At 64.1% G+C, this 7,640-nt stretch carries 8 protein-coding genes and 1 pseudogene; 5 read left to right on the forward strand and 4 right to left on the reverse strand.

All coding sequences use genetic code 11. The annotated features are described in order from the left end of the window. Nucleotides 1-50: 50 nt before the first annotated feature. The 5 genes from ACTIIH_RS11835 to ACTIIH_RS11855 all read left to right on the forward strand — a co-directional run bounded on the left by ACTIIH_RS11835 (nt 51) and on the right by ACTIIH_RS11855 (nt 5,252). Nucleotides 51-530, forward strand: a complete 480-nt coding sequence (locus ACTIIH_RS11835; protein WP_441451962.1) for a YybH family protein — start codon at nt 51-53, stop codon at nt 528-530. Then, nucleotides 527-1,900 carry a purine-cytosine permease family protein gene (locus ACTIIH_RS11840; protein ID WP_441451964.1) on the forward strand — a complete coding sequence of 458 codons (1,374 nt, stop codon included), beginning with the start codon at nt 527-529 and terminating at the stop codon, nt 1,898-1,900. Before ACTIIH_RS11835 ends, ACTIIH_RS11840 begins: the two co-directional genes overlap by 4 nt. 145 nt (nt 1,901-2,045) lie before the next feature. After that, complete coding sequence (locus tag ACTIIH_RS11845) at nt 2,046-3,326, forward strand: sensor histidine kinase (protein WP_441090926.1); 1,281 nt, start codon at nt 2,046-2,048, stop codon at nt 3,324-3,326. Beyond that, nucleotides 3,323-3,973, forward strand: coding sequence for a response regulator (locus ACTIIH_RS11850; protein WP_167195044.1), 651 nt, complete (start codon nt 3,323-3,325; stop codon nt 3,971-3,973). The genes ACTIIH_RS11845 and ACTIIH_RS11850 overlap by 4 nt, the downstream gene beginning before the upstream one ends. Before the next feature lie 103 nt (nt 3,974-4,076). After that, the gene (locus tag ACTIIH_RS11855) at nt 4,077-5,252 is read left to right on the forward strand and encodes a fatty acid desaturase family protein (protein WP_441451966.1); all 1,176 of its coding nucleotides are present in this window, start codon (nt 4,077-4,079) and stop codon (nt 5,250-5,252) included. A gap of 46 nt (nt 5,253-5,298) precedes the next feature. Here ACTIIH_RS11855 and ACTIIH_RS11860 read toward each other — a convergent pair whose 3' ends face one another. The 4 genes and pseudogenes from ACTIIH_RS11860 to ACTIIH_RS11875 form a co-directional block, all read right to left on the reverse strand. Next, nucleotides 5,299-6,126 carry a hydrolase gene (locus tag ACTIIH_RS11860; RefSeq protein ID WP_441451967.1) on the reverse strand — a complete coding sequence of 276 codons (828 nt, stop codon included), beginning with the start codon at nt 6,124-6,126 and terminating at the stop codon, nt 5,299-5,301. A 105-nt stretch (nt 6,127-6,231) separates the two neighbouring features. Beyond that, a complete protein-coding gene (locus ACTIIH_RS11865) occupies nt 6,232-6,711 on the reverse strand; it encodes a hypothetical protein (protein WP_441451969.1) in 480 nt (159 codons plus the stop codon). Between the two features lie 91 nt (nt 6,712-6,802). Further along, a complete protein-coding gene (locus ACTIIH_RS11870) occupies nt 6,803-7,345 on the reverse strand; it encodes an MgtC/SapB family protein (RefSeq protein ID WP_441451971.1) in 543 nt (180 codons plus the stop codon). A gap of 53 nt (nt 7,346-7,398) precedes the next feature. Next, a pseudogene (locus ACTIIH_RS11875) lies at nt 7,399-7,518 on the reverse strand (MgtC/SapB family protein); the annotation flags it as partial. Nucleotides 7,519-7,640: the final 122 nt, after the last annotated feature.

Here is a 7,640-nt window from a genome sequence, read left to right on the forward strand (position 1 = left end):
CTCAGCGCGGCATACTCCTTCTCTCAGTCTGCGGAAGGTCGCCGTCGATCATGAACGAATCCACACCGGAGCCCAGCGAATTCGATGTGCTCACGGCCGCCTCGGCGATCGTCGATGCCTTCGCCGCCACGGACACTCAGTGGTATTTCTCCCGATTTGCCGAGGACGCCTCCTTCGTCTTCCACCCCGAAGCGCGACGCCTGAACACTCGTGCGGAATATGAAAGGGAGTGGGCTTCGTGGTTGGCCGACGGTTGGTCAGTGGCCGCTTGCGCCTCGTCGAATCAGCTCGTGCAGACCTTCCCCGGCGGAGCCGTCTTCTCCCACACCGTCGATACGACCGTGAACACCGCAGGCGGGCGGGAATCGTACCGGGAACGCGAATCGATCGTCTTCCGCCGCCTCGGTGACGGTGAACTCATCGCCATCCACGAACACCTCTCCATGGTCCCGGGTCCTGCCGACGGCTCGTCGGCAGCTGGGCCCGGGACCGCCGAGAGCAAGCCCGGCGCCGAGGAGATCGCGCAGTGAACTGGTACCGCCGTTTGGAACAGCGATTGGAATCCGGCCACGATTCCGGAGTCATCCGCGGAACCCTGAGCGGGGGACGGATGTTCATGATCTGGCTGGCCGCGAACCTCGTCGTCACGACCCTGTTGACCGGAACCCTGTTTGTCCCCGGCGTCGACTTCACCACAGCGGTCATCGTCATCATCGTCGGCACGCTCATCGGCACCATCGTGCTCACGCTCATCGGCAACATCGGCACCCGCACGGGCCTGGCGACCATGGCCATCACCCGCGGTGCCTTCGGCGCCAAGGGCAGCTTCCTGCCCGTCGCCGCCAACGTCATCATCCTCATGGGATGGAGCTGGGTGCAGGCCATGTTGGCGGGAATCAGCGTCAACTACGTCGTCGCCCAGACGACGGGATTCTCCAACCCGATCCTCTTCTCCGTGCTCTGCCAGGCGCTCGTCGTCGGACTGGCGATCCTCGGCCACGAAGGGATCGAGAAGGCCGAACCCTGGTTCGCTCTCCTCATCCTGCTGGTCATGGCCTATGTCTTCGTCATCGCGTTCTCGGGGCACTCACCCGGCGAATACGCAGGAATCGAGAGCCTGCCGGAGCTCGAGTTCACTCCGGTCCTCGCACTCGATATCGTCATCTCCACAGCCATCTCCTGGACCGTGCTCTCCGGCGACCTCAACCGTTTGGCCGGGACCCAGAAGGCCGGAATCGTCGGGTCGGGTTTGGGCTACCTGACCTCGACCGTGCTGGCGATGCTGCTGGGTCTCACCGCGTTCAGCTTCATCCTGCTCGACGGGGGAGACCCGGCCGAATTCGACCCGACGGCTCTGGCCGCGGAATTCGGGTGGGCACTGGCCATCGTCATCTTCCTCTCGGTCATGGCCACGAACACGATGGTCGTCTACGGAATGGTCAACTCCGTCGTCGGCGCACAGAGCAGGACGAAGCTGAAGTTCCTGCCGACGGCGCTCATCCTCGGCGCAATCTCGATCATCGGGTCGACGTGGCTGGCCCTGCTCGACCAGTACACCGACTTCCTGACGATGATCGGGGCGTTCTTCGTCCCCGTCTTCGCCATCCTCATCGTCGACTACTACATCATCAAACGCGGTGCCTACTCACCCGACATCCTCAAGGACTCCGGCGGCGACTACTCCTACACGCGTGGAATCAATTGGGTGGCCGTAGGCGTATGGATCCTCGGCGCTCTTGCCTCCTACGTGCTCACCTACGCCTTTCCGAGCCCGATCGGAGCGACGATCCCGTCCTTCGCCATCTCCTTCGTGCTCTACCTCGTGCTGTCCTGGGGCAGCCGAGCGAAGTTCGCGGGAACTCGGCATGCGCACCTGGCCGACGGGATCCGCGGAAGCTGAACGGGGAGTTCTCGGTTCCGGGCCGGGAACTGACCACTATGTGCCGTTCACAGGTGATGAAGCAGCACAGGCGCTATGATCGCAACGGTCGGCCGGAATCACAGAAGGGAACCGGGTGTCTGTGATGGTAGTCTTCGACAGGTTCATGCCCCCGAACCGTCGACTCAACCCCGAGGCGCTGGCCTGGGTCGCGGTGATCGTTCTTGCCATCGTCATGCTCGCGGTGGAATCGTCGATCGCCGTCTCAGTCAACGAGGCCCCCGTCGCATTGGCCTTCGTCGTCACCATCGTCCATGTCGGGTCCATGCCGCTGTCCATGCTGCGCCCGCTCTTCGGCACGATCATGTCAATCGCCGCCTGCACTGTGCTGCCGCTGCTGGGACCGCTCGTGTCGGGTGTGCCGTGGCCGTGGATGGTTCCGATGATGATCACTCAGATCGTCATCATCCTCATCATCGGCGTCCGCGCCCACTGGGGAGTGGCCCTGGCCGCATTGCTCGGCAGCATCGCAGGTTCGGCGGCCGCGGTGCTCATCACTCATCTGATCGTCGCAGACACCCGCACCGACGCCGCGATCGTCAACATACTCATCTACTCCTGCATCGCCGGCGGCGTCTACCTCGCCGCGGTGATCATCCAGCAATGGCAGCTCATCCGCTCCCAACTGGTCCAGGAGAAGGAGAACACCGCGGAGGAGCACTCCAAACGCGTGACCATCGAGGAGAAGGCCCGCATCGCCAGGGAACTCCACGACATCGTCGCCCACAGCATGTCGATCATCAACATCCAAGCCTCCAGCGCACCGTTCCGCCATGCCGGGATCGACTCAGAAGTGGCCAAAGAGTTCGAAGACATTTCCACCTCCGCCCGCACAGCGCTGACCGAGATGCGCGGACTGCTCAGCGTCCTGCGCAACGATGAAGGCGGAGGCGAACTGGCGCCGCAGCCGAAGTTCTCCGAGATCGACCCGCTCATCGAGAAGGCCCGACAGGCCGGAGTGCAGGTCACCGTCGAACGCAGCGGCGAACCGATCGACCACCTCATGCGCGACAGCACCGGACTCGCCGGCTACCGCATCATCCAAGAAGCCCTGAGCAACGCGATCCGCCACGCCCGCAACTCTGCAATCGCCATCCGCATCCGCGGTGGCAGCTCAGCCGTCTGGATCAGCGTCACCAACGACCACGGCGACGGGCCCGGCGAGGCCGCGAAACACGAGAAGCACAGCCGGCAGGGACTGATCGGCATGCGCGAACGGGCAGCCTCCGTCGGTGGGGAGGTCCGCAGCGGAGCCACTGCCGACGGAGGCTTCGAAGTCGAAGCAGTGCTGCCGCTTTCGCCCCGCGAACGCTCGACCGACGACGGTGAACCGAGCGCCGACACACCGGTCACGGACACTTCGGTTAAGGACCAGGAGACCCCATGATCAGGATCGTCATCGCCGATGACCAAGCGATGGTCCGCGCCGGCTTCGCCGCGCTGCTGAGCGCTCATGCAGATATCGAGGTCATCGGACAGGCCGAAGACGGTGCACACTGCGTCGATCTCGTCGCCGACCTTGACCCCGATATCGTCCTCATGGACGTCCGAATGCCGCTGATGGACGGAATCGAAGCAACCCGCACGATCGTCGCCGCGAATGCCGAGACCCGGATCATCATGCTCACCACCTTCGACATCGACGACTATGTCTTCGATGCCATCCGCGCCGGGGCCAGCGGTTTCCTCCTCAAGGATGCCCCGCCCAGTGAACTCGCCGAGGCGGTCCGCATCGTCGCCGGAGGCGAAGCGCTCCTGGCGCCGAGCGTGACGAAACGGGTCATCGAACACTTCGCCACCGGAGGACAGAAACCCAACCGCACAGCGCTGCCCGAACTCACCGACCGAGAACGCGAGATCCTCATCCAAGTCGCCCGCGGAGCGTCCAACACGGAGATTGCGGCGAGTCTGCACATCGCAGTGCAGACCGTGAAGACCCACGTCTCCCGGATCCTGTACAAACTCGATGCCCGAGATCGCGCCCAAGCAGTCATCGCTGCCTACGAATCAGGTCTTATCGTCCCCAACAGCTGAGTTCTGCACCTGTCCTCAGCTCGGACCCCCTACCCGAGTAGGGGGTGAAGAACGGCTCCCAGGGGTGACGAAAAACGGTGCGGACATCCATAAGGTGGGAACCATGAACCCGTCTGACCGCATGACCTCCGAACCGACTTCCCCAACTGCGACCGAACTGTCGGCTCCGGCACCGGATCGGGCCACGCGGGCCGCAGTGCTCGAGCGCAGGCGAGCGAAGAGGGGAACCGCCGAACAGGAATTCACCAGCGACTTCAGCGCGCTGATGGCCCAAGTCAAAGAAGCGGGCCTGCTGGCCAGACGGCCGGGCTGGAACACCCTGCGCTTCGTCCTCCTGGGACTCGGCTACGTCGCATCCTTCGCCATGCTCTTCCTCATCGGTGAGAGCTGGTGGCAGATGGCGACCGCAGTCGTCTTCGGCGCACTGTTCACCCAGACCGCCTATGTCGCCCATGACGCAGCACACCGACAGATCTTCACCAGCGGAAAAGTGGGGGAGTGGGTGTCGACGATCATCGGGAACCTCTTCATCGGGCTGAGCTACGGATGGTGGCTGAAGAAGCACAATGCGCTTCACCACGCCAATCCGAACAAGGCCGGAGTCGACGGAGACATCGCTCCCAACGCCCTCGTCTTCACTCCTGAGGATGCACGTGAACGCACGGGCCTGGCCAAATGGTTCGCCGCACGTCAGGGCTGGTTCTTCCTGCCCCTGCTGACCTTGGCCGGTCTCCAGCTGCACGTCGAATCCGTCAAAGCCATCGTCCGCGGCCAGTCGTCGATCAAACGTCGTTGGATCGAAGGCGTCTTCATCGGAATCCGCCTCATCGGGTTCCCCGCGCTCGCCATCTGGGCGGCAGGTCCCCTCATCGGCAGCGCCTTCTTCCTCGTCCAGCTCGCCGTCTTCGGCGTGCATATGGGCGGATCATTCGCTCCCAACCACAAGGGTCAGCCGATCGTTCCCAAAGATGTGAAGATCGACTTCCTGCGCCGTCAGACGCTGATGTCACGCAATATCTCCGGCGGTCGCTTCATGGGATTCCTCATGGGCGGTCTGAACTATCAGATCGAACACCACCTGTTCCCCAGCATGCCGAGCGTCAACCTGCACCGGGTGCAGCCGATGGTCCGCGAATACTGCCGTCAGAAGGACATCACCTACACCGAGACGACTCTGCTCGAGTCCTACAAGATCATCATCGCCTACCTCAACCGGGTGGGCCTCGGCGAAGCAGACCCCTTCGACTGCCCCGTCACCGCGCAGTTCCGGTCCCGCTGACCGGCGGGCCGTATTCGGTTCGCACTGACGGACCGTCGGGGGAGACTCAGGTGAGGTGATCGTGGTCGCCGGAGACCCATTCGGCGTAGCGTTCTGCTGAGGTCTGCACCGCAGAGTGCGCCCCGGAGTCGATCGACTGACCGAAGTTGCCGTACATGCGGTCGAAGTCGAGATCGATCACCGAGGCGGCGATGCGCCTGACGACCGCGGCCGACAGGGGCAGATAGTTCGGGAAGCTGCGCATGAACGTCACCCATCCCGACCGTGCCACGGGACCGATCGAATCGCCGCTGAGCATGACCCCGGTGCCGTCGGAGCCCGTCCACATCGCCACCGCACTGCCCGGGAAATGACCGCCGACGCGCCGGAGTCGCGCTCCCGGAACCGGCTCCGTCTCGTGGAAATAGGGGCAGATGGCCGGCCCGGTCCGCTGTACCCATTCGAGGTCGGCCCGGCACACGAAGACAGGGGCATCGTCGAAGGCGGCGCTCCATTCCAGCTGGGTGCCGAACATATGCGGGTGGCTGGCGGCGATGGCCGCAATTCCGCCGAGCTCGCGGACCGCCGCGACCGCCTCGGCGTCGATATAAGCGGGGACGTCGAAGAGCAGATTGCCGGAATCGGTGCAGGCGAGATAGCAGGTCTGCCCGATCCCGAGCTTCGGTTCGACGCGGATGGCGAAGAGGCCCGGTTCCCGCTCCGCAGTGCTGATGCGATGGCCCTCGGATTCGAGGTCTGCCCGAGCCGTCCACTGCTGGCCGGAGGCCGGAACCCATTGCCGGTCCTCCTCGCAGATCGGACATAATGCAGGCGGAGGCGTCGTCGTCTCCACCCCGCAGGTGCGGCAGATCGTCACATCGGAAAATGCCACCATGTCATCCTCTCGGTCTCACATGCGAAACCACAGACTCCCACCGAGCCTAGTCCTCCGCTCAAGCGAAGACCAGGATCGATGGGAGTCCAACGACGCGCCAGCTTGTCAGTGGGCGGCCGCTTGCGCCTTCCTGTGGGCGATGACGTGGCCGACGAGGATGAGCGCGATGCCGACGACGAGCCAAGCGCTGAGCACCCACCACTGGGGCGCCAACGGCGCGTCAGGGAAGTACCAGAGAACGCGCAGCAGCGTGACCGCCGCGCCGGGGACGAAGAACTGACCGATATCGCCCCAGGAGCCGGCGAGGAACTCTTTCGGCTGATTGAGCGAGGCGATCGGATTGCCGATGAGCATGGTGAGCGCCGCACCGATCGCGATGCCGGCAGGGCCGATGAGGGATACGAAGCCGTTGATCAGGCCGACCGTGGCCGCGATCGACAAGCCGATTGCCAGCGCATTGATCGCGAAGTTCCCCTGCAGGATCCCGAACCAGGTCTGCATGATGAGCGCCAGTGCCAGTCCTCCGACGACTCCGTAGACGATGGTGCGGGGCTGCTGGCCATGATCCAAGGGGCCGTCGTTCATGCGACCGTATTCGGTGAGCCTTCCCGGATGCGGGTCCGGACCGGAATCGAGGCCGTGCTCTCGAGCGTCGATTTCTGAGTCTGTCTGCTACTCAGACGGAATCGCCGTCATCATCGACTGAGTCGACGCGGTCTTCGCGCATACTCACCGTTTCGACTCCACTCAGCTCCATGAGCGGTGCGACGAGCAGGTGCAGCGGCCGTTTGCCGTCGAAACTCACGTGGACCCGCACCATTCGCGTCCCATCGGCGGACTCGAAGCGCCACGAATCGACGATGGTGTTCGCGAATCCCATTCGGCCGGCGAGGGCGAGGATCTCGCGGAGGACACCGGCCCCGTCGTGGTAGGTGATGCGCAGGAGTTTGCGGTGGTCGCTGTTGGGGATCTTGCGAATGAGGGGCGCAATGACGAACAGCGTGAACAGGTGCAGGGCGGTGAGCATCGCGGCCAAGGGCAGCATTCCCGCGCCGCAGGCCATGCCGACGGCCGCGGTGACCCAGATCGTCGCGGCGGTGGTGAGTCCGCGGACCGTGTTGCGTCCCTTGAAGATGACTCCGGCGCCGAGGAAGCCGATTCCGGAGACGATCTGCGCGGAGATCCGTGACGGGTCGAGGCGGACGTCGTTCTCGAGCACTCCGGCAATCCATACGCGGAGATCAGGGCGAAGGCGCAGGTGCCGATGCCCACGAGCACGTGAGTGCGGTACCCGGCGGCCTTCTGCCTGAACTGCCGCTCGAAGCCGATGAGAGAACACAGGACGAAGCTGGCCAGCAGCAGGCCGGCTTCCAACAGACCGGTGCTGCTCATGATGTTCTCAACCGACGCGGAGTTGACCGTAGTGCCTTCACCATAGCCCCACCCCCAACGAACCACCCCCAATTACTACCTGACGGCGGCCCAGCAACCGCGCGCGAGGTTGCTGGGCCGCC

Source organism: Brevibacterium sp. (genome assembly GCF_052105255.1).
GTDB classification, from domain to species: Bacteria; Actinomycetota; Actinomycetes; order Actinomycetales; family Brevibacteriaceae; genus Brevibacterium; species Brevibacterium linens_B.